Origin of the sequence: Cystobacter fuscus DSM 2262 (assembly GCF_000335475.2) — a bacterium.
GTDB classification, from domain to species: Bacteria; Myxococcota; Myxococcia; order Myxococcales; family Myxococcaceae; genus Cystobacter; species Cystobacter fuscus.
Map to the genome: position 1 here is coordinate 1 of NZ_ANAH02000016.1, position 25,898 is coordinate 25,898.

Genomic DNA, 25,898 nt, shown 5'->3' on the forward strand with positions numbered 1-25,898 from the left:
ACCCTGGTCCGCGGAGGATGGGCGCCCGACCTCCACGGGAGCGAAAGACGGGTGGCGGTGGTACTGCGCCGACGAAGGCAACGAAGCCGGGCGGGAAGGTCGTCAGGGAGTCGGAGTGCCTCGTAGTACCGATGAAGCGGGGGAACGCAGCGAGCGGACCCCGTGGAGGGAAGGGGGCACCGGAACATGGAACCGGGGGAGGGAAAGACGGAGGGGACACCGAGCCCTACAACCGTCTCAACACAACGTCCTCGGATAGTGCTCGCGGCGAAACCATGAGCCGAGGAGCCGGATGCGGGAATTCTGCACGTCCGGATCTGTGGGGGGCCGGGGTGGGCAACTGCCCCGGCCTACCCGACAACTCTCCGAGAGGGTGTCAAAGGATTCGAAACTCCGAGAGCCTCCCCGGAGAGGGTGTCCGAGAGGGTGTCTCCGAGAGGGTGTCTCCGAGAGGGTGTCAAAGGATTCGAAACGGGGGACTTGAGCGAGAACGAAGCTCGACGTGGACGGGTAACCGACTGCTCTTCCCGTCTTTCTGAGGACTTGCGGCTGGCCTACAGGGTGCATTCTCGGCTTGGCAGAGCACACGCGGGGGATGGGGATGGGCTGGCCGTTGAGGATGTTCCAGGAGGAGGGCTTCTATTTCGTGACGTCCAGGTGCTTCCAGGGACGGTTTCTGCTGCGGCCCAGCCAGGAGGTGAACGAGGTGGTGGGCGGCGTGCTGGCGCGAGCCGTCCAGCAGAGCGCCGGCACCGTCCGACTGCACGCCTTCACTTTCGCTTCCAACCACTTCCACCTGTTGGTGTGGGCCCGAGGGGCCGCACTTGCATCCTTCATGCAGTACCTGCGCGCCAACCTCTCCAGGAAGGTGGGGCGTTTGGTGGACTGGAGTGGAAGCTTCTGGGAGAGGCGCTACTCGGCGGAGCCGGTGCTGGACGATGCGGCGCTGGTGGGCCGACTGCGCTACGTGCTGGCCCATGGAGTGAAGGAGGGGCTGGTGGAGAGGAGCGCCGAGTGGCCGGGGCTCACGTGTCTGCCGCAGTTGCTGGGGCCGGCGAAGCGGCTGTTCCAGTGGTTCAACTGGACGAAGCGGTGGAGCAGGAGGGGAAGCGAGGACATGGCGGCGGGAGAGAGGCGCTTCGCCGAGGAATGGGCCGAGCCCGTGGAGTTGGAGGTGGCGCCCCTGCCGTGTTGGGAAGGACTGAGGGAGGAGGAGAGGCAGCGCGCGGTGCGGAGACTGGTGGAGCAGGTGGAAGCCGAGGCTCGCGCACGAGGCACGCCTGTCTTGGGAGCAGGGGCCGTGCGGGCACAGCACCCGCATCACCGGCCCGAGCAACTCAAGCGCAGTCCTCGGCCGTTGGGGCATGCCTCCACGCACCAGGCCTTGAAGGAGTTGCGCGAGCAGTACCGCTCCTTCGTCGCGGTGTTCCAAGAGGCGGCGGCTCGGTGGCGGCGGGGAAACTTCTCGGTGAGCTTCCCTCGCTACTCCTTCCCGCCGCGTGTCGTGCCGGAACGTGTCGCTCGAGTTTTTTGACACCCCGGCGGGCCGGGCCGGGCCGGGCGGGAGACAGGCGGCGGGGACACCCCGGCGGGAGACAGGCGGGAGTTCTTTGACACCCGGCATAGACACCCGGCATAGGGGAGGCTACCTGGAGGCGAGTTCTTTGACACCTGGAGAGGCAGGCAGAGGCAGGCGGGCGACAGACACCTGGAGAGCGAGTTCTTTGACACCTGGAGAGGAGAGAGAGTTCTTTGACACCTGGAGAGCGAGCGAGTTCTTTGACACCTGGAGAGGAGAGGGGGCGGGGGCGGGCGGGGGCAGGGGGCCAGGGGGCCACGGGCCACAGGGGGCCACCGGCGGGGGCACCGGGCCACCGGGCGGGCGACACCGGTCGAACGTCTCGGCGTCTCAGTAGGCCACGACGGTGGGCGCCGTGGTGCTGGTGAAGAAGTCCGGGTAGGTGGCGATGTAGTTGGAGCCGCTCCCGAGCTCGAACGGGATGATGCCGACCTTGGTCCCCTGCACCTGGAGGGTGGTGCCATCGGCCAGGAGGGACAGTTCCTTGCAGGAGACGTTCGAGGTGTGGAATTCGTACTGCGCCAAGAGCTCCGTGAAGCGCACCACCGACAGCGTGTCCGGCGTCAGGTGCAGCAGCCTCAGGTATTCGCTGTTGGAGCCACTCGGCGAGTAATCGTACGTGTAGCTGACGGCGACCCCGAGGTCGTTCGCGGCAATCGCCAGGTTGGGTTCCGAGTACGATCCCGCGAGCACCACTGTCGCGCTCGGCCACGGGCACGTGGAGGAGGCCTGCCGGGTGATGATGGGCTCGAACAGAGGCGGATGCGAACTCGAGCTCGTCTTCTGGTAGGTAATGGAGAAGGTGCACCCCTGCGAGACGGCAGCGGTCAGCGCGGCGGAGGCCGTAGCGGTCTCAATCGACTCATCGGTGGCGGGCCCGCCACAGGCGGAGAGCACGAGGGCGACAGCGAGGGATGCGGTGGACTTCACAGTAGGCATGGGGTGCTGGACTGAGTCTGCTACAGCGTGCTGTTCCATGTGTTTCCTCTCAATCGGCTGGATGCTTCGCGGACCAAAGCTTCACTGGAGCCCGCTTCTCGTAGGCTTTCCCTTTTGGATAGCCAACCAACTCCATTTCGAGACCCCATGGAGTGAGGAAGTGGACCCATGTTTCGCCTGCCGTATCGCCTGAAGTCATTGTCATCGGTTCACCGATCACGGTGATGCCCTTTGATTTCAAGTAGGCAACACCCGCCTTGACGTCGTCTGTATAGAATGCAATGTGGTGGCCACCCAGGTCTTCATGATCCGGTGGGGCTGTTTTCCCTTTTGAGTCTTCGTACTCAAAGAGCTCGATATTGGAGCCGTGGCCGCAGCGAAGCATCTTGAGCGTCATGCTTTTCGCTCTGGCTGGGACCTGCGTTTTCCGGTCATTCGACAAGCTGTTCGTCATCGAATGGGGACCGATCTTCGTCACGGCGACACAGCCGAATATTTCAGAAAAGAACTTTTCGGCCTCGCGCAGGTTGGGGACTGTGATCCCGACGTGATCGATTCCGGCTGATTGGATTCCAGGCATCTGCGCCTGGGCTGTTGAGGTCAGGGCGAACACCGCGGCGACTGAGAAAATCAGAGTTCTAGATTTCGAGTTCATTTTGAATCGGTTGATTTGTTCCGTAACCCTATCGGAGCTTGCGGGGTTCGATAAGACGCTATAAACTGAACGCTTTGTTTCTCGAGGCGAACAATGTCCCTGGAGGAGCCAGATGGATCTGAACGCGGTGATGATGTTCAACCGGGTCGTGAAGGTCGGCGGTTTTTCGAAAGCCGCGGCAGAGCTTGGCGTCACGAAATCGACGATCTCGAAGAAGATCGCCGAGCTCGAGTCCTACTTGGGAACGACTCTTCTCAGGCGAACGACCAGAAGCCTTCAGCTGACTGACATGGGAAAGCAGTTTCACGAGCAGTCATCGAGAGGGTTGTCAGAAATCAAGAAGGCGACCGAGCAGGCACAAGCAACAAGTGTTGAACCTCGAGGCCGCTTGCGTGTTACGGCTCCTTCCGATTTCGCGACGAGCATCCTCGCGCCGCTCCTCGCGGGGTTTTTAGAGACGTATCCGAAAGTCTCGCTCGAAATGATGCTGACCGACAAAGTTCTCGACTTGGTGAATGACGACATCGATGTCGCAATCCGGATTGGCCCGATGATGGACTCATCTCTGGGAGCGAAGAAGGTGGGTCGCGATGTTTTTCAGTTGGTGGCGAGCCCCGCGTATATCAAACGTTCGCCCTCTCTTCAGGAGCCAGGCGATCTGAAAAAGCACAACTGCCTGGTCTTCACCCCCAAGCCTGACATGCAAAGATGGCGGTTGAAGTCCGGAGCCTCGAGGACGACTTTCGAGCCAGAGATCAAGTTCATCTCAAACAATGTGACTGCCGTGAAGGCCCTGGTGGTGCAAGGAGCCGGCGTCGCCCTCCTGCCTGTCTCCAATTGTCGGGAGGAGATCGAAGCAAAGCGCATCAAGGTCGTCATGCCGGAGTGGTCGATGGAAGACGCACCCATTCATTTCGTGTTTCAAAAACACCTTTTCATGCCACCGAAGGTTTCGGTTTTTATCTCGTATATGGAACAAAAGATGAAGCCGCTCTTCATCTAATGGCGTACCGACGCGCCATGCTCGGATGAAGCGCCGAGTGCCACTCCCACTGTTCCACGCGCATCTCGGGGCGCATGGGTCGAAGTCATCTGAGTCGGAGGGGTCGGCACCCGAGCCGGAGCTTCCCTGGCATGAGGCGACGGTGCCGCGCTCAGGGGCCGCAACGCCGCGCATCCGTCCGGACGAACACACGGACGGCTCCGTCGCTCGAAACTTCTTCGAACCGGGTATCGCCCAGGAGCGTCTCGAGGAGTTCCTCCCGCGAGGAGGCCCCGAGCAGCAGTGTCTCGACGTGCTGGGGAACGAGCACGACCTGGGCCCGCGCGTAGTGGTGGAGGAGGAAGCGGTCGTAGCCGTTGGGGACGAAGACGCTCGAGCGGAAGTCCGTCGCCACCACCCGCCGCGAGGCACACTCCTGGACGTGACGCGCGAAGGCCTGGCGGAAGTCCTCGTCCACGGGTGAAGGGGGCGCAGGCGGACGATCCCGACGGTCCGATCGAAACGCACGAGCTGGATGAGCGCGAGCCCGGCGAGTAGCAGCGCGGGTGCCGCCAGGGCCCGAGCCGGGACTCGCCCGCGAGCGACCCATCCTCGCCACCCTTCCGCGAGCCGGCCGAAGCCAGCCGCCGCGCACACGCCCAGACCGGGTAACAGGAACGCGGAGTTGTAGAACCACAGCAAACGCTTGTCCTGCGCATCCGCCATGAAGAAGAAGGTGCCGGGAATGCTGCTGACGAGCGTGGCCGCTGGCGCGAGCAGTTGGATCCACAGGAAGCTGCGTTGGAAGGACACCAGCCCACTGGAGGCCACGTCGTGCACCACCCTCGCGGGGTCGCTCAACGCGGTGAGCGCCACCTGCCCCCAAGTGTCGCCGTAGTGCGACCAGAAGCGGGTGCCCGGAGGCGTCCCGAGCGCCGGCAGCAGCACCACGACGCAGAACGCGAGGTAGCCGAGGGACAGCACCGATACCGAGGCCACCCGCCGTGAGAGCTGTTCGCGCGGGGGACGGGCCACCGCGGGCAGCAACAGGAGCGCCGCCGCCTGGAATGCGAGGAACAGGCCTCCATCCGGGCGCACGCCCAGCGCGACGAGCGTGAGGAGCACCACCCAGCGCATCCGGACGCCGCGCAGCAGGAGCACGAGCACCGCGGTGGATGCCAGCTGGAAGAACACCTCGAAGTGCGCCGAGAGCGCGACCGTCTTCGTATAGGGATTGAGCGCGAGGTACACCGCGAAGGCGGCGCAGGCCCAGGGCCGCCAGGGGGCGGAGAGAAGCTGCCGCTCCTCGAGCATGCGCTCGAAGAACCAGACGTGGAGCGCGAGCGAGCCATACAGCGCCACCAGCCCCAGGAACACGAGCAGGAACTGCGAGTCCGTGAGCAGGAAGAACGGTGCGAGCAGCAGCAGGCTCGGGGTGAAGTGGACGGTGAGGTGGTTGAAGTCCCCGTCCGTTACCCAGAAGGGGCGGCCACGGTGCACCGCGTTCGCGAACAGGTCATTCAAGAGGGCCAGGTCGTGGAACGCGAACAGCCCCCCCCCGGAAGGCGGTCCAAGCACAGTAGAGGGTGTAGGCGAACGAGACGCCGAGCACGGCAATCCACCCACGCGCCCACCCGCCAGACGTCTTCCCCTGAGATCCCACGGACACTTCTCGGGCGCCGGTACCTCGAACCATCAGGTCGTCTCTCCTCCTCGATTCCCTCTTAGCATCAACCCGCGCGGCGCTCGTGTGGCTCGGCGAAGCGCATGGGGCGGAGAGGAGGCCGATGGAGGGGGCGGGGGAGGGCTGGAGCAGAGGGGAGGAGGAGGGCCGCGGACGGGTGGCTCCTGGGAGGGCAGCCAGTGCCAGCGTGTACCCCAAGGGGCTGCTCGGCTTCTCCACCCGCCTGGCGCACTGCTCGGGTGGCCCCCGCCAGCCGCCCTCCGCGCCAGCCCTCACCCTCAACATGGCCTCTCTCCCGCCTATACGCCCCCTCGGGACCCTGGGCGTAGGCCTGTCCTGGTAGGCGTCGTGGAGGCCTGGAGGATGCTGTCCCGCTGTGATGCCACTCACCCCGGGCCAGTGAGTGCCGTCACTGTGGCGCTGGAGTGAACCCGTCAGAGTCCTCGCTCGGCGGTACTGGTTCCGCCGGGAGCACTTCAGTAGGGGGCAACGCATGTTTGGCTTCAAGTCATTGAGCTTCAGAGGAAATCCTATCCGGTCTGCCTGGGTATTGGCGCTGTGGGTGACGCTCGGCCTGGGGGCCTGCACGTCTCCTTCTCCAGAAGAACCAGCCCAGGAAGAGGGCGTGGCGTCCCGCGAGGCGCGAGGCGATGGCATGGTGTCCACGGAGTGCTCGCCGGGAACGAGCGAGTCTTGCGCCTACACCGGGCCGGCGGGGACTGAGGGAGTAGGCGTGTGCCACGCGGGGGCGCGCACGTGCGACGCCTCGGGCTCATGGAGCGCGTGTTCAGGGGAAGTGGTGCCCCAACCGGAGGTGGATGCCAATGCGGTGGACGAGGACTGCGATGGGGTGGCGCGCATGTGTGCACCGGGAACGAGCGAGTCTTGCGCCTACACCGGGCCAGCGGGGACTGAGGGAGTAGGCGTGTGCCACGCGGGGGCGCGCACGTGTGCCGCCTCGGGCTCAACCTGGAGCGCGTGCTCAGGAGAGGTGGTGCCCCAACCGGAGGTGGATGCCAATGCGGTGGACGAGGACTGCGATGGGGTGGCGCGCCTGTGTGCACCGGGAACGAGCGAGTCTTGCGCCTACACCGGGCCGGCGGGGACCGAGGGGGTGGGCACATGCCAGGCGGGTGCGCGCACGTGCGACGTCTCGGGCACCAGTTGGGGAGCCTGTACGGGCGAGGTGATTCCGCAGACCGAGGTTTGTGGCAATGATCTCGATGACGACTGTGATGGCCACGCCAGCCCTTCTTGTGCCGAGTGGCTCTCGACAGGCTCCATGACCACGAAACGGTGGATGCACAAGGCCGCGTTGTTGGCGAATGGCCAGGTGCTGGTCTCGGGGGGGCACAATGGCAGTGAGGCCCTGAAGACGGCGGAGCTGTACGACCCCACCAAGGGCACGTGGTCTGTCACGGGCTCGATGAGCATCGAACGCCGTGGGCACGCCGCCACGGTATTGCAGGATGGCAAGGTACTGGTCACGGGAGGGGAAGGTCTCAATGGTTGGGCCCTTATGAAGGCGGAGTTGTACGACCCCACCACGGGCACGTGGTCTTCCGCTGGCTCGATGAGCATCGAACGCTATGGGCACGCCGCCACGGTATTGCCGGATGGCAAGGTACTGGTCACGGGAGGGGAAGGTCCCAATGGTTGGACCCTTATGAAGGCGGAGTTGTACGACCCCACCACGGCCACGTGGTCTTCCGCTGGCTCGATGCGCATCGCACGCGCTGGGCACATGGCCACGTTGTTGGCGAATGGCCAGGTGCTGGTCTCGGGGGGGCACAATGGCAGTGAGGCCCTGAAGACGGCGGAGCTGTACGACCCCACCAAGGGCACGTGGTCTGTCACGGGCTCGATGCGCATCGAACGCCGTGGGCACGTCGCCACGGTATTGCCGGATGGCAAGGTACTGGTCACGGGAGGGGAAGGTCCCAATGGTTGGACCCTCAGGAAGGCGGAGCTGTACGACCCCACCAACGGCACGTGGTTGGACACCGACCCGATGAACACTGCACGTTATCTGCCCAGGGCCACGGTATTGCAGGATGGCAAGGTACTGGTCACGGGAGGGGAAGGTCCCAATGGTTGGGCCCTCGCGACAGCAGAGCTGTACGACCCCACCACGGCCACGTGGTCTTCCGCTGGTTCGATGGGCATCGCACGTAATAAGCAAACGGCCACGGTACTGCAGAATGGCAAGGTGCTGGTCACGGGAGGGAAAGGTGACGGTGAGTTCCTTAAGAGTGCGGAGCTGTTCGACCCCGCCCCATGAACTCGATGCTCCTCCCTACTCGCTGACCCGGGGTTGAATCCGTCCCAAGGTGAGCCTGCGTGCAGCTGCTCGACACGCAGCCGGATGAGCTGAGCCTCGCTGCGGTCAACCGCCACCTCGACATCAAGGAGCGCGGCGCGTTGTAGGTCCTACATCGCGGCGTTGCCCAGGCGCTCGCGGGCCAGCGCGAGGGTGCGGGCGTTCTCGGGCACATGGCGCAGGAAGTGCTCGCGGACATCGGGGTTGGGGATGTCACTGGCGCGGGCCCGCACACACCGCAAAGTCTCGTGCAGGGCAGCCTCTCCCGTCTCGGCATCTCCCTGCGCGAAGCAGGCTTCCGCCAGAGCCAGGCGCATGGCCACCGCGTAGGTGCCCATGCCACGCGTCTCCTCCAACTCGCGCACACCGAGCGCCGCCACCCCGCGGGCCTCCGCGGCCTTCCCCTGGGCGAGCAGGATGTTGCTGAGGAGCCCGCGCGCGTAAACCACGTCAGCCTGGAATGGAGCCAGCAGCTCACAGGCCTTGCGCGCATGCGTCTCGGCCTCGTGCACCCCTCCTCGCTCCAGCATCACCTTCGCCAGCACGGAGTGGGCAAAGCCCCGCCGGAAGGAATACAAGTCCTCGATGTTCACCCACTCGCGCACCAGCTCATACGCCTCTTGCCGGTGCGCTGGGTCAGGGCTGTCGACCAGGATCCGGCTCAAGAAGTGCGTGGCCATGCCCACCATGAGGTTTGCCTCCAGCCGCCGGCCCACGGTCAGTACCTCCCGCATCCGCTCCACGGCCCCGGGCACGTCTCCCAACGCCGCCAGGGTCAGCCCCTGCAACGCCTGCACGACGAGGGCATCGCGCTCCACGCCGAGCTCGCGGAAGTCCCGCATCCCCTGCTCGGCCCGTAGGAACGCGTGCCACGGCCTGGGTTCGAAGAGGTAATGGAAGAAGCCGTCGATGTACCCGGTCCATCCTCGCGACGGCCCGTCCGCGACCACCCTCCCCACCTCTCCGAGCCAGTCCTCCAATTCCCAGCGTGAGCCGGAGAATACGAAGGAGAGGCCCATGCAGGCGATGGCCCAATGGTAGGCGACGATAGCCTCGGGCGCCGGTGGGGTGCTCCGCAGGAGCTGTTTCAACCGGGTGAGCTGCTCCTGGCGCATGCCGCTATAGATGCCCCCCAGGATCTGTCCGCCCATCACCCAGCACCACAGCCGATCGCCCCCCTCCAGTTCCTCCAGGACGACACTACCGAGCGGCAGGGACCTCGGCGTGTCATCCATCCAGAAGGTCACCACGGCCTGGAGCCCGCGCAGCCGGACGGACCTCCCGTCATCCACGCCGCAGGCCAGGGCCGCATCCACACAGCGCATCGCCCCCAGCATGTCGTAACGCTCGAAGAGCTGCTCGGCGGCCCGCGTGTAGTAATGGGCGGCGCGCTCCGGCTGCTCGCCGAACTGGTGGTGCGTGGCGAGTACCAGCGGATCCGGCTCGCTCCTCTGCTCCAGCCAGGTGGCGGCCAACCGGTGGCCCACGGGACGATGGCTGTCGGGGATCAGGCCGTAGGCCGCGTCCCGCACCAGCGCATGGCGGAAGCGATACTCTGCCTCGGTGGAGATACGGCTGTCGGGCTGCCGCTCGATGACTTCCTGCTCCACGAGTAGCCGCAGGTACTGCTCCAGCGCTGCGTTCGCGACCTGCCCGCCCATCAGCTCGGCCACGCCTCCTGTCCAGAAGGCACGGCCGAAGACGCTGGCCGCCAGCAACACCTGGCGCGCCCCCGGCTTCATCCGCTGCAGACGCGCTTGGAGCACCGCCAGCACCGTCTCCGGGACTCCCTCCCCGCGCCCCTCGGCCACTCCACGGATGAGTTCCTCCAGGAAGAGCGCGTTGCCATCGGACATCTCCACGGCTCGCTGCACGACGGAGTCCGGCACCTGGGGCCCCAGCACTTCACGCACCAGCCGTGTCCCCGCCTTGCGGCTTAGCCCGCGCAGCGTCACCTCCTGCAGGCTCCGCGACCACAGGCCCGGAAAGAGCGTCTTCACCTCGGGCCGGGCCAGCGCCAGTACCAGGAAAGGGTGCTCGCCCAATTCCCGCAGCACCTCGTCCACCTGTGCCACGGTGAGCGCATCACTCCAGTGGAGATCTTCCAGCACCAGCAGCACCGGGTGATGGTCACACTCGGCCTTCAGGAATGCCACCAGCGCCCGGCCTACCTGCGCGCTCAGCAATCGCGGATCGCTCCGGGCCGCACGCAGACGGGGACTGCCCTCCTCCTCGGGAAAGGGAATGGCGCATAGCTCGCCCAGGAACTCCACGGCCTCCCGGGCCCGGGCCTCCGGCAGGTGTCTGGAGACGCGCTGGAACAGCCGCTTCCGGTGCTCCGCCTGGCTCTCCCCCTCCCCGATGCCGCACAGCCGCCGCAGCGCCTGACCCAGCAGCCCGTACGAGGCACCCGTGCTCATCGAATCTCCGCGCCCCAGCAGTACCAGCGGCTGAAGCTCCTTGCGCTTGAGGCGGCGCAGGAACTCGTAGCGCAGCCGCGACTTGCCCACGCCCGCGGGCGCTGTCACTAGCAGCGCCCGCGCGGCCGGTTCCTCGGTGCAGGAAGTGAAGGCGAGCTCAAGCAGGGCCAGTTCCTGCTCACGGCCCACGCAGGGGGTGGGCCTGCCCAACAGAGGGCGTGACTCGTCCACGCTGAGCTCCTCGCCTTGCAGCAGGAAGGTGTCCGAATCGGCGCGCGAGAGCCGGAAGCCCGGCCCGAGCAGTCCCGCGGTCACCTCGTCCATCACCACCGGCGGGGAAGCCGACATCCCACTCACTCGGCGCAGCAGCCGCCCCGCCCTGTCCATGGCCTCGCCCACCGGCAGCCGCTCGTTGAAGATGCCCAGGCCCGTGGTCAGCACCACCGCGGCCTCGGGCCAGCGCTCCTTGAAGGTGAGCGCACAGCGCGCCGCCAGTGCCGCCAGGTCGGTGGCCGTGCCGCGCTCTGGCACCATCGTGGCCACCAGTGAGCCGTCCGCCAGCAACTCCACCTGGGCGCCATGGGGAGAGACCTCCAGGCGCAGTGCGTCGCGCAGCGCGACCCCCTGGTCCCAATCCGCCGTTTCCTCCTCCTGAATGGGGCGCGGGGACGCGAGCAGGACGCTGACGAGCTTCTGCTCCGCCCCCACCAGGCCGTGGGGGCGCGAGTCCGTCCCAGCTTGTAACAGCAACAACCCGGGCACCGGCTCCAGCTCGGAGAGCGCCTCCAGCAGGCTGTCGGCATCCGGCAGCCGCTGCGTGGGGACCTTGGCCAGCATGCGCTCCATCAGCACCTGCAAGCCCATGGGTAGACCCGGACGCACTTTCTGAAGGGGCACCGGCTCGGCGAAGAGAATCTTGGCCAGCACGGCGGCGAAGTGCGGAGCCTCGAAGGGTGGCTTGCCCGTGAGGCACTGGTACAGCACACACCCCAGCGAGAAGATGTCCGCGGCGGGAGAGATCTCCGACTGGCTGGAGGCCTGCTCTGGAGCCATGTAGCCAGGGGTGCCCACCACGGTACCGGAGCCCGTCACCCCCATCAGTGTGGGCACGGCATGGCGAGCCAAGCCGAAATCCAGTAGCACCACGTCCTCGGGCTGGCCCTCGCGCAGGAAAAGGTTGGAGGGCTTGATGTCGCGGTGAACGATGTTCCGCCGATGGGCCGTGGCCAGCCCCTCGGCGGCGCGGCTCAGCAGCGACACGACTTCGGGGGGACTCAGGGGCTTGCGCAGCAGACGACGCGCCAGGACCTCCCCTTCGAGCCACTCCATGGCCAGATATGGCTGGCCTCCCTCGAGGGTACCATGGGCGACATAGGAGACGATGGCGGGGTGGTGCAGTTCCTCCAGCAGAAGGGCCTCGCGGCTGAAGCGCAGGCCCGCGGCCGGGGAGGTGACGGCATGCAGCAGCTTGAGGGCCACGCGGCGGCCCGTGGAGGAGTCACTGGCACGATAGACGGTGCCCATGCCTCCGCGTCCGGCAAAGTCCTCGATGGTGAAACGGCCGGCGAGCACCTTTCCCATCGGAGCAATCTCAAGAGGAGAGTCGGGTGGGGTCGGAGCTGTCTTGTCGTTGTTCATGAGCGCGAGCAGGGCTTGGCGCAGAGAGCGTACCACTCCTCCCTCAGCCTTGCTGCCCGCTCCCGCCCAAGCCAAGTGAAAGCGCCGAAACCACTTTTTCCTCGCTCCAGCGCATCCAGTCCGTGCCCAGGTACGCATAGACCCCCATGGGCCTGCCCCAGTTACGTGGCTCTCCGCACCTGATGTGATTCGCGAGCGGGGAATCGCGTTGCTCGTCGCGTGCGGCTCACTGCCTGAGTGGCGATCACCCAAAGTGTGGGAAGAGCCACTAAACCGGGCAGGCTCAATGTCAGACGACTTGTAGGCGTTCCACCTCACCAGGGACACGCCACGGCAGGCGGTGTCCAATCGCGCTCACTGCCGGGTGGCGCTGGCGCAGCTCCTCCATGGCATGGGTGAGCTGCCAACTCGTGAAGGTGCTCTTGACGAGCTGAAGGCCCCGTGTCCGGAGGACCTCTGGCGGCTCAAGCCCGACAGAAAAGATCCAGGCCCGGTGTCTCCACGCAAATGCGTTCAGACCTTCATTTCGAAAGACCCGTTCCATGACGCAGAATTCCACGAAGCGAACCCATCGGGCCGCGGTGTCGGCCTTGTTGCTCGCAGCAGGGTGCGGAGGCCCTTCTCCCGCGGGCGCCAATGGGGTGGAGGTGGCCGAGGCGCACCAGTCCTTGGATGCGACCGGCGAGAGCCTCTTCCGCCAGGAGACCTTCGGCGGCAATGGGCGAACCTGTGAGACATGCCACGGTATGGCCACGGGGACGGTCCATCCCGCCCAGTTGCAGGCGCTCTACCAGCAGGACCCGAACGCGCCCATGTTCCGGGCCATCGACAGCGATGACGGGACGACGAGTTCGAGCTACCAGCGGCTCCTGGAGCACGCGACGGTCCGCGTCTCCATCCCGCTGCCCTCCAACACCCGGCTCCTCCTCGACCCGGGGGCCACTCAGCTCTCGCTGTGGCGTGGCATTCCGAGCACGCTCGACACCCCCGCGCTGGACCCCGTGCTGATGCAGGATGGGCGCGCCCCTTCGCTCACGGTCCAGGCCCACGACGCCATCATGGGGCACGCCCAGGCGACGCGGGAGCCCACCGCCCAGGAACTGACGAGCATCGCCAGCTTCGAGCAGACGCTGTTCTCCTCCCAGGCCTTGAAGGACTACGCGCGGACGGGCGTGGCTCCGGTGCTGCCAGAGGGCAACACCGAGTCCGAGAAGCGGGGCCGGGCCTTCTTCCGGCCCGAGGGGGCCTGCGGCCAGTGCCACGGCGGCCCCCTGCTCAACGAGACGGGGCCCCGCAACATCCTCGGGCAGCCCCAGGGAAGCCGCTTCTCCAACGCGTTCGTCTCGGAGATCAACTTCCTCGCGAACCCCGTCTACACCCTGGTCGTCCAGAGCCCACTGCTCGGGTTGCCCGAGGTGCGCCTGTCGCCCGATCCCGGCCGCTTCCTCATCACCGGCCGATTGGAGGACTTCAACCACTTCAAGATGAGCTCGCTGTGGAACATCAAGAACACGGCGCCCTACTTCCACGACAACTCGGCCAGGACGCTGGAGGACGTGCTCACCCACTACACCTTCGTGCTCGCCCCTCGAGGCATCCTCCTCACGCCTCGGGACGCGCAGGACATCATCGCCTGGCTGAAGCTCCTGTGAGGACCCGTCCGTCTTCCCAGGGCGGATGACGCCGTCTTCCTCGGCTACATCCCCGGTATCGCCCACGCCGTCTACATCATCGCGACGCGTTGAGGATGTGCCGGTAGAAGCGCCATTCGGCGTCCAGGGCGTGGGCCAGGTTCGCCGCTTGGCGGAGGCCATGGCGCTCCTGCGGGTAGAAATGCCCCTCGGCCTGCACGCCCCGGCTTCGCAGTGCCTGCAACATGTCGCGGGTCTGCCGTGGTACCACCACGGCATCCAGCTCGCCCTGGAAGAAGATCACCGGCACCTCGATGCGATCGGCATGCGATAGCGGCGTCCGTGCGTGGTAGCGCTCGGCGTCGCGCTCGGGGTCGCCGATCAGCCAGTCGAGGTAATCGCCTTCGAACTTGTGCGTCACCCGGCCCAGGGCCAGGGGATCGCTGACGCCGTACAGACTGGCGCCACCGCGAAATACCTTGTGGAACGCCAGCGCGCAGAGCGTGGTGTAGCCGCCAGCGCTGCCACCGCGGATGAATGCCTTGCCGCCGTCGACCAGGCCTTGCTCGGCCAGGTAGCCGACCACGGCGCAGGCATCTTCGACGTCCACCACGCCCCATTGCTCATGGAGCTTTTCACGGTAGGCGCGGCCATGGTTGCTGCTGCCGCGGTAGTTCAGGTCTGCGACGGCGAAGCCGCGCTGGGTCCAGTACTGGATGCGCGCATCGAGTACCGGATAGCAGGCCGAGGTCGGCCCTCCATGGATGAACACCACCAGCGGCGGACGGCTGTCCTCGCCGCAGGCGGGATAGAAGAAGCCATGGGCGATTTCGCCGCCGCTGGGGTAGTGGATCGGCCGCGGAAGGCTGATGCACTCGGCGGGCAGGGGTGATTCGCCGCCCGCGATGACTTGCGCGCCGCGGGTCTGGCGGTCGATCGCCAGCACCGCCGGGGCGCTGATCGACGAGGCGACGATGGCGTAGAAATAGCGGGTGTCCAGGTCCAGGCCGCGGAAACGGGTGTAGCCGCAGCTGAAATCCCGCGGGCGATCTTCTTCTTCACACAGGCTCAGGCGGCCAAAGCCGTCCTCGAACCAGGTGGCCAGGTAGCGCTCGCCGTCCAGCGGTGCCCAGGTGCTGGCGCTGCCCTGCCAGGGCGCCGGGGCGTGATCGGCCGGCATCGCTGTCAGCGCGGCCCAACCGTCAGCGGTTTCCATCCAGGGTTGCCAGTAGCCGTTGCGGTCGGACAGGCAGCCGAGCCGGCCATCGGCGGTGAAACGCGGTTGCTGAAGGGATTCGGCCTGCTCGCCGTCGCCGGCCACGCACCGCGGGTCGCCGTAGCCTCCATCCGCCTGGCGTCGAAGCGTGCACAGCCGCGTGCGCGTCCAGGGCTGTTGGGGACGCTGCCATTCGATCCAGGCCAGACGCTCGCCGTCCGCACTCTGCACGGGCGCGGCATAGAAGTCGGCGCCTTCGGCCAGGACAAGGCGTTCGCCGCCTTCCAGGCCGATGGCCACCAGGCGGTGTTCCACCGCGCCTTCGGCATGGGTCTCCTCGACGGCCAGCACCACGCCGCGCCCCTGGCGCAGGTCGCCATGGCGCCGCTCGCCTCGGGTCAGCGCAACCGGATCGCCGCCGTCGAGCGGCTGGCGATAGAGCTGCTGGTCCGCCTCGTTGACGAACACCAGCCAGTCCGGCCCCAGGCAGAAGGCGCCGCCGCCGTACTCGTAGACCCGGCTGCGCACGCTGAAGCCCTCCGGCGTCAGGCAGCGCGGCTTGTCCCCGTCGCGCCAGCGCCAGATCCGACAGCGGGCGTCCTCGGGACGGAATTCGTTGTAGTACAGCCCTCCGGGGCCGACCCGCAGTTCGGCGAAGTCGGCGGTGGCGGCAACGGCCTGGGCGGCGCTGAAGGATTCAGCCCTTCTTGGTGATGAGGCGCGAGTTTCGTTCATTGCGAAACGCCAGTTGTCCTATGCCCGCGGTGGCGGTCTTGGCTTCTTCGCGGGCCTTGAGAATGACGTCGTGGCGTGGAGACTTGCCGCACACCGGATCGGTGTTGCTGGCATCGCCCGTCAGCATGAAGGCCTGGCAACGGCAGCCGCCGAAGTCCTTTTCCTTTTCGTCGCAGGAACGGCACGGCTCGGGCATCCACTCGTAGCCGCGGAAGCGGTTGAAGCCGAAGGAGTCGTACCAGATGTGGTGCAGGCTGTGATCGCGCACGTTGGGGAACGTCACCGGCAGCTGGCGCGCGCCATGGCACGGCAGCGCGGTTCCGTCCGGGGTGACGGTCAGGAAAATGCTGCCCCAGCCTTTCATGCAGTCCTTGGGCCGCTCTTCGTAATAGTCGGGGGTGACGAAGATCAGCTTGACCGGGTTGCCCTCGGCGGCGAGCCTGGCGCGATATTCGTTGGTGATGCGTTCGGCGCGCTCGAGCTGTTCGCGGGTCGGCAGCAGGCCGACGCGGTTGAGCTGGGCCCAGCCGTAGAACTGACAGGTGGCCAGCTCGACGAAATCCGCCTCCAGCGCCACGCACAACTCGATGATGCGATCGATGTTGTCGATGTTGTGCCGGTGGGTGACGAAGTTCAGCACCATGGGGTAGCCATGGGCCTTGACCAGGCGCGCCATCTCGAGCTTCTGGTCGAAGGCCTTCTTCGACCCGGCGAGCATGTTGTTGACCTGCGCGTCGCTGGCCTGGAAGGAAATCTGGATGTGGTCCAGCCCCGTGTCCTTGAAGGCGCGGATCTTCTGCTCGGTCAGGCCGATGCCGGAGGTGATCAGGTTGGTGTAGTAACCCAGGCGCCGGGCCTCGCCGATCAGTTCGGCCAGGTCCTGGCGGACCAGGGGTTCGCCACCGGAGAAGCCCAGCTGCGCCGCGCCCAGCTCGCGGCCCTGGCGCAGCACGGAAAACCACTCGTCGGTGGTCAACTCCTTGCCCTGGGCGGCGAAGTCCAGGGGGTTGGAGCAGTAGGGGCACTGCAGTGGGCAGCGGTAGGTGAGTTCGGCGAGCAGCCAGAGCGGCAGGCCGACGGCGGGCTTCGGCGGGACTTCAGCCAAGTTCGATCCAGTGCTGTGCACGGGCGACCTCCATGAATTGCTCGACGTCTTCACCGAGTTCGGGGACACCGGGGTAGCGCTGGTCCAGCTCGGCGACGATCGCCCGCACGGAGCGGACGCCGTCGATCAGACCGCCGATGGCGGCGGCGCTCTCGTTGAGTTTGATCATTCCTTCAGGGTAGAGCAGGACGTGCGCTTTCTGGGCCGGCTCGTACTGGAACCGATAGCCCTGACGCCAGCGGGGCGTCAGGTTGCGATCGAAACTCATAGGGCGATCCCCTTGTGCCAGGCGCGCTGGTTTGTGACGGTGTGGTAGGGCGGGCGGTTCAGCTCGTAGGCCATGCTCATGGCGTCGAGCATGGTCCAGAGGATATCCAGCTTGAACTGCAGGATCTCCAGCATGCGCTGCTGGCCCTCGTAGGTGGTGTAGTGGGCGAGGGTGATCGCCAGGCCGTGCTCGACGTCGCGCCGGGCCTGGCCCAGGCGGGTGCGGAAGTACTCGTAGCCGCTCGGATCGATCCAGGGGTAGTGCCGCGGCCAGGTGTCCAGGCGCGACTGGTGGATCTGCGGGGCGAACAGCTCGGTCAGCGAGCTGCTGGCCGCTTCCTGCCAGCTGGCGCGGCGGGCGAAGTTGACGTAGGCGTCGACCGCGAAGCGCACGCCGGGCAGCACCAGTTCCTGGGAGCGCAGCTGGTCGGGCTCCAGGCCCACGGCCTGACCGAGGCGGAGCCAGGCCTCGATGCCACCGTCCTCGCCAGGGGCGCCATCGTGGTCGAGCAGGCGCTGGATCCACTCGCGGCGGATCTCCCGGTCCGGGCAGTTGGCCAGGATCGCGGCATCCTTCATCGGGATGTTGACCTGGTAGTAGAAGCGGTTGGCGACCCAGCCCTGGATCTGCTCGCGGGTCGCGCGGCCTTCGTACATCGCCACGTGATAGGGGTGGTGGATGTGGTAGTAGGCGCCCTTGGCGCGCAGGGCCTGTTCGAATTCGGCGCGGGTCAGCGGTGTCTTGTCGCTCATGGTCACTCCTACAGCTCGATGCTCATGCCGTCGAAGGCGACTTCCACGCCCCGGCGCTCGACCTCGGCACGCTCGGGCGAGTCTTCGTCGAGGATGGGGTTGGTGTTGTTGATGTGGATCAGCACCTTGCGCGGCTTCTCGAAGCCGTCGAGCAGTTCCAGCATGCCGCCGGGACCGCTCTGGCACAGGTGGCCCATCTCGCGGCCGGTACGGGTGCCGACGCCGCGGCGCCGCATCTCGTCGTCCGACCACAGCGTGCCGTCGACCAGCAGGCAGTCGGCGTCGGCCATGTGCTGCTTGAGCGCGTCGTCGACCTGGTACAGGCCCGGCGCATAGAACAGCTTGCCGCCCGTGCGCAGGTCCTCGACCACCAGGCCCAGGTTGTCGCCCGGGTGAGGGTCGAACCGGTGCGGCGAATAGGGTGGCGCGGCGCTGCGTAGCGGGAAGGGGGTGAACTTCAGGTTCGGGCAGGCTTGGATGGTGAAGCGGCCTTCGAGCTCGATGCGGTTCCACTGAAGGCCACCGTTCCAGTGGCTGAGCATCTTGAACAGCGGGAAGCCCGTGGTCAGGTCCTGGTGGACCATGTCGGTGCACCAGACCTGATGCGGGCAGCCTTCGCGCAGGCTCAAGAGGCCGGTGGTGTGATCGATCTGGCTGTCGAGCAGGATGATCGCATTGATCCCGGTGTCGCGCAGGGCCCTGGCCGGTTGCATCGGTGCGAAGGACTGCAATTGCGCGCGAATGTCGGGCGAGGCGTTGCACAGGATCCAATGCACGCCGTCATCGGACAGGGCAATGGAGGACTGGGTGCGGGCCCGGGCGCGCAGGGAACCGTCGCGGAAGCCCTTGCAGTTGGCGCAGTTGCAGTTCCACTGTGGGAAACCACCGCCGGCGGCGGAACCTAGAATCTGAATGTACATAACCAATCAATCGTGCGGCGGCTGAAACAAAAACGCCTCGGCGGACCGAGGCGTTGTCCTGCAGGTCAGCTCAGCGGTTGGAGGCGTACATGGTGACTTCGAAGCCGATGCGCAGGTCGGTGTAAGCAGGCTTGGTCCACATAGGAGATGCTCCTTCTCAGGATGGTTGAACTTCGGCCTCACATCCAGGCCAGCTCCAGGTGGAGCTGTCTCGATGCTTGGGCCGTATGTTACTGAATTTCCCACCTGGCGGGTTTAAATCTTCGTTAATGCTCCTGATACGTTCCTGGCAAGAGTCAGACCGCCGCATACCAGGACGCACCCGGGCAAGGCTCGGTTGCCAGCGCGGTCCAGCTGACCTGGCTGGCCAACAGCCGATGCGCCGCCTCGACCAGCGCCGGCCCATCCAGTTGACCGACCGATTCTCTCAATGTGTTGGAATAAGATTCTCTCAATGTGTTGGAATAATCCGACGAATGGCCGGCCAATCTTCCTTGCCACTGCATCTCGAGTCGCTGCGCCAGCCCGAGGTTGCCGCCGTCGAGGCTGTCGGCCAGCGCCGCGCATTGCTCGCGCAGTCTTGTCCCCGGCCATTGAGTGAGGCGCTCGGGCAGGGCATCGAGGAATTCGGCGATATGCCCCCACAAGGCCGCACAGTCGCTGCCAGGGGACTGTACACCGAACAACAGTCCGGGGCGGCCGGCCAGCTGGCGGAATGTGCTGAACACCGCATAACCCAGCTGTAGCTCGGTTCGCAGGCGTTGGTAGAACGGTGTCTGGATCAACTGGGCGAGTGCGCGCCAGACGGCCTCGTCCTCGATCGACAGGCTCGGCGCCGGACACCACACCAGCAGTGCATGCTCGTCCGAACCGCAGTGCACCTGACTCCAGTTGGCTCGGTCGGGCAGTGTGGACAACGGGTGGAGATCGTTCGAGGCGCTGCCCGGCAAGTGCGCCGCCACGGCGTCGAGGGCGAGCCGGTCGGCATCGTCGAAGTTCAGTAGCAAACCATCCCAGCGTGCCTGCCGCCACAGCCGTTGCAGCGCTTCGGGGTGCAACTCGCCGCTGTCGTTGCGAGCCGGGCGGTGGTGGCCCAGGCCATGCTCGGGCCACTGGGCGAGCAGCTCGCGGATGGGTACCTGCTGGCGCGGGGGGGGGCTGGCCTGGCGCCAGCTCTCCGGTGCCGGGCGTTGCAGTAATTCCACGGCCTGTTCGAGGATCGCCGGGATCGGCTCGCGTACGCCGTACAGGCGCAACTGCCAGTCCGGACCCAGGCGTGAGAATTCCAGTTGCACGCCAGCCTGGCGGGCTTCTTCGCCGAGCCGGCGCAGGCTGGCATCGAGCATGTGCCACAGCGCGGCGTGATGCCGACTGGCCAGGCGCCAGCGCAGGTGCACGGCGCCCTCCAAGCCGCGATTCGGTTCGGGCTCGCCCTGCTCCAGGGCCGCGATTCGCGGGCTGGCCTGGGTCGGCCGGTGCTGGCCGCGCAGGAAACGGTTGCGCGGCGGCAGGTGCCAGGGACCGAACGGCGGCAGCCGGGGCGGTTCGTCCAGCGCCTGGGCGCCGGGCGCGAGCAGTGCCTGGGGCGTGAAACGTTCGAGCAAGGCCCGCAGGGCCGGGACGGCTTCGTCCGGCAGTTCCGAAAGTTGTCCATGGGCCAGGCGCCGGGCCCACTCCAGCGCCCCCTCGGTCCGCGACTGGCGGCCGCGCAGCAGGCGATACTCCTCGCGCAGGGGCTCCCAACCGGCATGGGACTGGAAGTACTCCAGCCAGTCGAAGCACAGGGCCTGGGCCGCCGCCCGGGATTGCTGTCCGGCTTCGGTCAGCTGCACTTCGAAGTTGACCAGGGCCTGGTCGGCGTACTGGTAGAGCGGACTCAGCGACAGGCTCTGGGCCCAGCCCAGGCGTCGCAGTTCGGCCAGCAGCCCGCCGGGATGGGCGGAGCCGGCCCACAGTTCCAGGAAACGCAGCGCCTCGTCCGTGCCGGGCGGCAGGCCGTCGCAGGCGAACAGCAGGTTGAGCCGTCGCGGGTCGCTGGCCGGCGGCGCCTCGCCCGGGTTGCCCAGCAGCGTCTCCACGGGTGCATTGGCGCTGCGCGGGCCCGCGGCCAATGCGGCATCGGCGTCCCTGGCCAGCCCCGCGAGAATCCGCGGCGGCTGCGGCCCGACCAGTTGCAAGGTCATCTGCCCGGTGCGGTAGTAGCGCCGATGGAAGTCGTGCAGTGCCTGCTGGAACTCGGGGCTGGCCACCGGCAGGCTGTCGCGGTTGCCGGCATGGACGGCGCGCAGCGGATGGCGGGCCGAGACCCCGCCGGCCAGGCCGAACAGGTGCTGGGCCTGGGTATCGCGCGACCAGGCGATGAACTCGGCATGCAGCACTTCGCGCTCGCGTTGCTGGTCCTCGATGGCCAGTCGCGGCCGGGCCAGCATGTCGCACAGCCGATCCAGGCCCTCGCCGAACACCGCCTGGGGCAACTCGAAGAAATAGTCGGTGGTGCGTTCGCTGGTGCGCGCGTTGACCTGTCCACCATGGCGCTGGACGAAGGCCATCAGCCCTTGTTCGCGCGGGAAGCGCTCCGTGCCGAGGAACACCAGGTGCTCGAGGAAGTGCGCCAGCCCCGGCCACCGCGCGTCGACGTCGTGGCTGCCGGCCTCGACCCTCAGCCATGCGGCGGCACGACGCAGGCGGGGCTCATGGCGCAGGCGCACGCGCAAGCCATGGGCGAGGACAAGGCTTTCGCAGCCCTGGTCGCTGGATTCGGTCATGGGGGTTCCCGGGAGAAATGGATCGTCACCGGGAGATGCTAGCGGATCCGGCGCCCCCGTGCCGGGCGTCCGCATCGCCATCTGCCGTGCGCTCAGGAGCGGGCGATCAACTGCACCTCGAGCGTCTCCATCTTGCGGAGGACCGGATGGGGACCGAACGTGGGCGGCTTGACGAGCTTCATGTCGGGGAAGCGCTTGAGCAGGGTGTCCACGGCGATCCGCCCCTCGAGCCGCGCCAGGTGGACGCCGAGGCAGAAGTGCATCCCGTTGCCGAACGCGACGGTCGCGGTGGTGCTGCGGCGCACGTCGAACGTCTCGGGATTGGGGAACGCGGCCTCGTCATGCATCGCGCTGTTGATCATGAGGAACAACCGCTGCCCCTTCTTGATCTTCACGCCGCCGAACTCCACGTCCTCGCGCGCGTAGCGGGTGAGGCCCAGCTTGCCGAAGTTGTCGAAGCGCAGCACCTCCTCGAGGGTGTTCTTGACGAGCTCGGGCTCGGCCTTGAGCTGGGCGAACAGCTCGGGCCGCCGCAGGATGTTGGACAGGGTGAAGCCGATGAGGTGCACCGTGGTCTCGAAGCCCCCCACGATGAGCGAGGCCACCAGCGACAGCAGCTCCGAGGTGCTCAGCTTGTCACCCTGCTCCTCGGTCTGGATGAGGGTGGTGAGGATGTCGTTCTCCACGGGGTTGCGGCGCCGCTCCTCGATCGTCTCGCGCAGCAGTGCGATGCCCTCGCGGATGTCCTTGCGCACCGCCACCAACTCCTCGGGAGGAATCAGGCTGGGGAGGATGCTCTTGATCGACGCCTCGGTGAAGCGCTGGAAGAGCACCTCGCGCCCCTTGGGAATCTTCAGCAGGGAGCTCATGACCCGCGCGGGAATGGGGTCCGCGATGTCGCTCACCAGGTTGACCGTTCCCTTGGCCTCCGCGGCGTCGAGCAGCTCATCCACGATCGCCTGGATCTCCGGCCGCAGCCACTCGACGGCACGGGGGGTGAACGCTGGACTGACGAGCCTGCGCACCCGGGCATGGTCCGCGTCGGACAGCGCGAAGAGGTTCGACTTGTTGAGTTCGTCCCGCTCCGGAATCAGCGCCGCGGTCCCCAGGGTGCTGGCGAGCTCCCAATCAGCGGGGTTGGTCGAGAAGCGTTTGTTGTCACGCAGCGCGGCGATGACATCCTCGTAGCGGGTGACGATCCAACCATGGCCCTGATCCCAGTACGAGATGGGCGCCTGGGTCCGCAGATCCTTGAACATGGGGTACGGATTGACGTCGAAGCCGGGGGCATTCGGGTTGAAGGGACAGGACTTCGTCTCGGACTTCGTCTGCTCTTGCGACATGGACAGCCTCCTATGGGTTTTCGGTTCAGAAGAGCACCGGGATGTGCTTGAAGCCGCGCATGGCGGCCCCCACGCCCAGGCGGAGCGAATCGGCGCTCTCGGCCAGCCGCAACTTCGGGAAGCGCCGGAACAGGGTCTCGAAGGCAATCTGTGCCTCGAGCCGGGCCAGCGGGGCCCCGATGCACACGTGGATGCCCTTGCCGAAGGCGATGTTCCGGTGGGCATCGGGCCGCGAGATGTCATACGCGTCCGGATTCTCGAAGCGCTGGGGATCCCAGTTCGCCGAGGCGAGTCCCACCGACAGCTTCGAGCCCTTGGGAATGTGGACACCGCCCAGCTCCAGGTCCTCCTTGACGATGCGCGGGCTCCCCAGGAAGTCCACCGGCCCCCAGTAGCGCAGCGTCTCCTCCACCATCCCCTTGGCCATGCCAGCGGGGTCCGCGAGGAAGCGGGCGTGCTGCTCGGGATGCTTCAGCAGCGCGACGACCCCATTGCCCAGCAGGTTCACCGTCGTGATGTGGCCGGCGATGAAGAGGATGAACACCATCGACAGCAGCTCCTGCGAGCTGAGCCTGTCGCCATCCTCCTGGGCGTGCACCATCTGGCTGATCATGTCCTCGGTGGGCTCGCGCCGCTTGCGCTCGAACAAGCCCTCCAGGTAGCGCGTGAAGTCCATCATTCCGGCCCGCGCCGCCTGGTTGGTCATGTACTGCTGGGGATCCGACTGGAGGAACCGCTCCGCCCAAACATGCACCTGGGGTTGGTCCTCCACCGGGATGCCGAGCAGGTCGCTGATGACCTGGACCGGCAGCGGGTAGGCGAAGGCCTCGACGAACTCCATCCGGCGCTCCGGTGCCGTCTCGCCCCGCTCGGCCGCGGCCCGCTCGGCCTTGTCGAGCAGCTCATCCACGAGCCGCTGGATGCGGGGCTTGAGGGCATCCATGGCCCGTGCGGTGAAGTTCGGCTGCACCAGCTTGCGCAGCCGCGTGTGATCCGGGGGATCCAGCATGATGAGGCTGTGGGCGATGGGGCGGAACTCCTCGGGCATGGCGGCCACCGCGCGCTCGCTCTGCGCCGGCGTCATTCCCGTGCGGAAGTCGGAGGCGATCCGCTCGTCGAGCAGCGCCTCCGTCACCTCGTCGTACCGGGTCACGAAGAGCCACTCATCTCCCGAGGCTCCCTGGGCCTGGTGCTCCGGCGCGCCCGCCGCCCGGGCCTTCTCCGTGAGGTTGGAGCCGAAGGAGACGCGCACGACGGGGCCCTGGGCCCGCAGGCCAGAGTAGATGGCGTGGGCACCGGCCAGGAACTCTGGATTCGCCCTGTCCAGCTTCACCGTGGGGGGCGCGACGGGCGCCTCGTTCGGGGTCGTCTTCGCTCCGAGGCTTGGGCTCGTGTGGGGCGCCGTCTCGCGCTCCTGTGCGTCGGGGGGGGTCGTCGCCATGTGTCCTCTCACGTCGGGCCACCGGGCCCAAAGTCGTTAGCCTGGGAAAACATATCTGAAGCAAAGGAATTGGCAATACCCATGCCCCCCTGGGTACGCGTTGACGGAGTGGTTCAGTTCACGTTCAATTTTTGACGTAAACGACATGGATGAGATTGTCCGCGGCAGAGGATCAGGAGCGATGACTCGGAGCGACCCCCCCATCGAGCACGCGGAGCGCGCTCTGCTGCTGATGTCCCGCCTCCACCGCTGGGCCGCCACGCGCGTGCAGGCGAACCAACTGAGCGGGGAGTTGAGTCTGCGTCAGCTCACCCTGCTCTACGCCATCCGGCAGGGAGTCTCCTCTCCCAGGCTCCTGGCGCGGCGGCTGCTGGTCACCCCCGCCGTCATCACCGGACTGCTCGACCGCCTGGAGCGGCAGGGCTACGTGCGACGCGAGGCCGAGCCCGATGACCGGCGGCGGCTGCGCACGGTGCTGACGGAGGCTGGACTGGCGGTGAGCCAACAGGTCCGGCAGGCGGTGACCGGTGACCTGGCCGCCCAGTTCGCGAGCGCCTCCCCGGCGGAGCTGAAGGAACTGGGCCGCGCGCTGGATCTCGTGGAGCGTGCGATCGGCGCGCTGGAGCAACGCACGCCCTCTCCCCCGGAGGGAGGGCTGGAGGACGAGGAGGTGCGCTCCGCCCGGCCGAGACGTGTGCCGCCCGCGAGCGGCGGCCAAAAAAAGAAGTGATACGGGCGAAAGCCCGACGTGCCTTGAGCCATTGCCGGGGAAGGTGTCGGGGAAGGTGTCAAAGGACTCGTACCAGCGAGTTCTTTGACACCTTCCGCCGGCCTTCCGCCGCTAGCCGAGCGCGATCATGTCGGGCCGGTTGCGGTGCTGATCGGCCCAGCGGCGGAGCTCCGAGGGCAAGCGCCAACCGAGCGAGACCATCTGCGCGAGCACGGGGTACTTGGGCGCACGCTGGGGCAAGGTGGCGAGCCAGTGCTCCGCGGTGACGAGCCACATGTCCGCCGCCGACCAGCCACTCCGGGCGATGGTGGGGCGCGAGAGCACCGAGACGCGCTGGCCCAGTGCGTCCAGCGCGCGCTGGACGCGCTCCATCGCCTCGGTCTTCACGGCACTCCAGGCCTCGGAGGAGTGAAGCGCGTAGTACCGGGCGCCGAGATCGGCGACCGTGCCCAGGGCGACGTCGACGAGCGAGGCGACCTCGAAGACGGCGAGCGCATCATCGGGCTCCGAAGGCCAGAGCCTCGGAGCCGAGGGGTAGGCCCGATCGAGGTAGTGGGAGATCGCGGTCGAGTCCCCGAGGACACGCCCATCCTCCTCGACGAGGACGGGGGTCGTCTTGAGCGGGGAGAGGCGGCGCGACTCCTCGAGGAACTCCGGGTGGGCACGCACGTGACGCAGTTCGACGGTGAGCCCCTTGTGCGCGAGTGCGAGGCGGGTACGGCGGGCGAAGGGTGAGGTCTGGATGTGGAAGAGGATGCGCATCATCAGCGAACGG

General features: G+C 66.8%; 20 protein-coding genes. 6 read left to right on the top strand and 14 right to left on the bottom strand.

Going from position 1 to position 25,898, the window contains the following annotated elements; all coding sequences use genetic code 11:
- Nucleotides 1-601: 601 nt before the first annotated feature.
- Nucleotides 602-1,534 carry a transposase gene (locus D187_RS50420; RefSeq protein ID WP_002631942.1) on the top strand — a complete coding sequence of 311 codons (933 nt, stop codon included), beginning with the start codon at nucleotides 602-604 and terminating at the stop codon, nucleotides 1,532-1,534.
- A 375-nt stretch (nucleotides 1,535-1,909) separates the two neighbouring features.
- Here the strand turns inward: D187_RS50420 and D187_RS26995 are convergent, their stop codons facing one another.
- Together D187_RS26995 and D187_RS52695 are read right to left on the bottom strand one after the other, a co-directional pair.
- Nucleotides 1,910-2,518, bottom strand: a complete 609-nt coding sequence (locus tag D187_RS26995; protein WP_043431673.1) for a hypothetical protein — start codon at nucleotides 2,516-2,518, stop codon at nucleotides 1,910-1,912.
- 49 nt (nucleotides 2,519-2,567) lie between these two features.
- Entirely contained in the window at nucleotides 2,568-3,173 is a 606-nt protein-coding gene (locus tag D187_RS52695) for a VOC family protein (protein WP_076606235.1), read from the bottom strand.
- Nucleotides 3,174-3,285: 112 nt separating this feature from the next.
- On the opposite strand from D187_RS52695, the gene D187_RS27000 reads away from it, so the two are divergent.
- Nucleotides 3,286-4,176, top strand: a complete 891-nt coding sequence (locus tag D187_RS27000; RefSeq protein ID WP_043431674.1) for a LysR family transcriptional regulator — start codon at nucleotides 3,286-3,288, stop codon at nucleotides 4,174-4,176.
- Nucleotides 4,177-4,327: 151 nt separating this feature from the next.
- Here the strand turns inward: D187_RS27000 and D187_RS27005 are convergent, their stop codons facing one another.
- Nucleotides 4,328-4,633 carry a hypothetical protein gene (locus tag D187_RS27005; protein ID WP_043431675.1) on the bottom strand — a complete coding sequence of 102 codons (306 nt, stop codon included), beginning with the start codon at nucleotides 4,631-4,633 and terminating at the stop codon, nucleotides 4,328-4,330.
- A gap of 246 nt (nucleotides 4,634-4,879) precedes the next feature.
- Here D187_RS27005 and D187_RS55505 point away from each other — a divergent pair, with 246 nt between their 5' ends.
- Nucleotides 4,880-5,053, top strand: a complete 174-nt coding sequence (locus D187_RS55505) for a hypothetical protein (RefSeq protein ID WP_155893604.1) — start codon at nucleotides 4,880-4,882, stop codon at nucleotides 5,051-5,053.
- A 1,780-nt stretch (nucleotides 5,054-6,833) separates the two neighbouring features.
- Nucleotides 6,834-8,120 (top strand): Kelch repeat-containing protein, encoded by a 1,287-nt coding sequence (locus D187_RS54120; protein WP_020918310.1) that lies wholly within the window; start codon nucleotides 6,834-6,836, stop codon nucleotides 8,118-8,120.
- A 149-nt stretch (nucleotides 8,121-8,269) separates the two neighbouring features.
- On the opposite strand, the gene D187_RS27020 is transcribed toward D187_RS54120, so the two are convergent.
- A complete protein-coding gene (locus D187_RS27020) occupies nucleotides 8,270-12,160 on the bottom strand; it encodes a serine/threonine-protein kinase (RefSeq protein ID WP_002631947.1) in 3,891 nt (1,296 codons plus the stop codon).
- Nucleotides 12,161-12,759: 599 nt separating this feature from the next.
- Between D187_RS27020 and D187_RS27025 the strand changes: the two genes are divergently transcribed.
- The gene (locus D187_RS27025; RefSeq protein WP_002631948.1) at nucleotides 12,760-13,869 is read left to right on the top strand and encodes a hypothetical protein; all 1,110 of its coding nucleotides are present in this window, start codon (nucleotides 12,760-12,762) and stop codon (nucleotides 13,867-13,869) included.
- A 76-nt stretch (nucleotides 13,870-13,945) separates the two neighbouring features.
- On the opposite strand, the gene D187_RS27030 is transcribed toward D187_RS27025, so the two are convergent.
- The 9 genes from D187_RS27030 to D187_RS27065 form a co-directional block, all read right to left on the bottom strand.
- On the bottom strand, nucleotides 13,946-15,799 hold the full coding sequence (locus tag D187_RS27030; RefSeq protein ID WP_002631949.1) for a S9 family peptidase: 1,854 nt from the start codon (nucleotides 15,797-15,799) through the stop codon (nucleotides 13,946-13,948).
- Complete coding sequence (pqqE, locus tag D187_RS27035) at nucleotides 15,762-16,925, bottom strand: pyrroloquinoline quinone biosynthesis protein PqqE (RefSeq protein WP_043431678.1); 1,164 nt, start codon at nucleotides 16,923-16,925, stop codon at nucleotides 15,762-15,764. Before pqqE ends, D187_RS27030 begins: the two co-directional genes overlap by 38 nt.
- Entirely contained in the window at nucleotides 16,897-17,172 is a 276-nt protein-coding gene (gene pqqD / locus D187_RS27040; protein WP_002631951.1) for a pyrroloquinoline quinone biosynthesis peptide chaperone PqqD, read from the bottom strand. The genes pqqE and pqqD overlap by 29 nt, the downstream gene beginning before the upstream one ends.
- On the bottom strand, nucleotides 17,169-17,924 hold the full coding sequence (pqqC, locus tag D187_RS27045; RefSeq protein ID WP_002631953.1) for a pyrroloquinoline-quinone synthase PqqC: 756 nt from the start codon (nucleotides 17,922-17,924) through the stop codon (nucleotides 17,169-17,171). Before pqqC ends, pqqD begins: the two co-directional genes overlap by 4 nt.
- 8 nt (nucleotides 17,925-17,932) lie before the next feature.
- Nucleotides 17,933-18,844 carry a pyrroloquinoline quinone biosynthesis protein PqqB gene (gene pqqB / locus D187_RS27050; protein ID WP_002631955.1) on the bottom strand — a complete coding sequence of 304 codons (912 nt, stop codon included), beginning with the start codon at nucleotides 18,842-18,844 and terminating at the stop codon, nucleotides 17,933-17,935.
- 70 nt (nucleotides 18,845-18,914) lie between these two features.
- Complete coding sequence (pqqA, locus tag D187_RS52700) at nucleotides 18,915-18,986, bottom strand: pyrroloquinoline quinone precursor peptide PqqA (protein WP_076606242.1); 72 nt, start codon at nucleotides 18,984-18,986, stop codon at nucleotides 18,915-18,917.
- A gap of 154 nt (nucleotides 18,987-19,140) precedes the next feature.
- Entirely contained in the window at nucleotides 19,141-21,609 is a 2,469-nt protein-coding gene (gene pqqF, locus D187_RS27055; RefSeq protein ID WP_002631957.1) for a pyrroloquinoline quinone biosynthesis protein PqqF, read from the bottom strand.
- Between the two features lie 92 nt (nucleotides 21,610-21,701).
- Nucleotides 21,702-22,952 (bottom strand): cytochrome P450, encoded by a 1,251-nt coding sequence (locus D187_RS27060; protein ID WP_002631959.1) that lies wholly within the window; start codon nucleotides 22,950-22,952, stop codon nucleotides 21,702-21,704.
- Between the two features lie 25 nt (nucleotides 22,953-22,977).
- Nucleotides 22,978-24,393, bottom strand: a complete 1,416-nt coding sequence (locus D187_RS27065; protein ID WP_002631960.1) for a cytochrome P450 family protein — start codon at nucleotides 24,391-24,393, stop codon at nucleotides 22,978-22,980.
- A gap of 181 nt (nucleotides 24,394-24,574) precedes the next feature.
- Here D187_RS27065 and D187_RS50425 point away from each other — a divergent pair, with 181 nt between their 5' ends.
- Nucleotides 24,575-25,123, top strand: coding sequence for a MarR family winged helix-turn-helix transcriptional regulator (locus D187_RS50425; RefSeq protein WP_051256559.1), 549 nt, complete (start codon nucleotides 24,575-24,577; stop codon nucleotides 25,121-25,123).
- Nucleotides 25,124-25,234: 111 nt separating this feature from the next.
- Here D187_RS50425 and D187_RS50430 read toward each other — a convergent pair whose 3' ends face one another.
- Nucleotides 25,235-25,888: a glutathione S-transferase family protein gene (locus D187_RS50430; RefSeq protein ID WP_002631966.1), complete on the bottom strand. Its 654-nt coding sequence runs from the start codon at nucleotides 25,886-25,888 to the stop codon at nucleotides 25,235-25,237.
- Between the last annotated feature and the right edge of the window lie 10 nt (nucleotides 25,889-25,898).